The sequence below is a fragment of the Catellatospora bangladeshensis genome, assembly GCF_016862575.1.
Lineage (GTDB): Bacteria > Actinomycetota > Actinomycetes > Mycobacteriales > Micromonosporaceae > Catellatospora > Catellatospora bangladeshensis.
Map to the genome: position 1 here is coordinate 1 of NZ_BONF01000109.1, position 666 is coordinate 666.

At 66.8% G+C, this 666-nt stretch carries 1 protein-coding gene; it reads left to right on the plus strand.

The window, feature by feature from the left end; all coding sequences use genetic code 11:
• On the plus strand, nucleotides 1–666 hold a 666-nt coding region (locus tag Cba03nite_RS39455), incomplete at both ends, for a glycoside hydrolase family 10 protein (protein ID WP_203757721.1).

The window sequence follows — 666 nt, forward strand, 5'->3', positions numbered from 1 at the left end:
CCACCCAGCCGAACCGGGGGCAGTTCAACTTCAGCTCGGGCGATCAGATCTACAACTGGGCGACCCAGCGCGGTCTGAAGGTCCGCGGGCACACCCTGGCCTGGCATGCCCAGCAGCCGGGGTGGATGCAGAGCCTGTCGGGCTCGGCGCTGCGCCAGGCGATGATCGATCACATCAACGGTGTGATGGCCCACTACAAGGGCAAGCTCGCCGCGTGGGACGTGGTCAACGAGGCGTTCAACGAGGACGGCAGCCGCCGTTCGTCGAACCTGCAGGGCACCGGCAACGACTGGATCGAGGTGGCGTTCCGTACCGCGCGGGCGGCCGACCCGTCGGTCAAGCTGTGCTACAACGACTACAACATCGAGAACTGGAGCTACGGCAAGACCCAGGGTGTGTACCGGATGATCCAGGACTTCAAGTCCCGGGGTGTGCCCATCGACTGCGTCGGCCTGCAGACCCACTTCACCGGCGGCAGCTCCCTGCCGGGCAACTTCCAGACCACCCTGTCCAGCTTCGCCGCGCTCGGCGTCGATGTCGCCCTGACCGAGGTCGACGTGACCAACGCGTCGACGACCCAGTACGCCGGCCTGACCCAGGCGTGCATGAACGTGCCGCGCTGCATCGGCATCACCGTGTGGGGCGTGCGCGACAGCGACTCCTGGC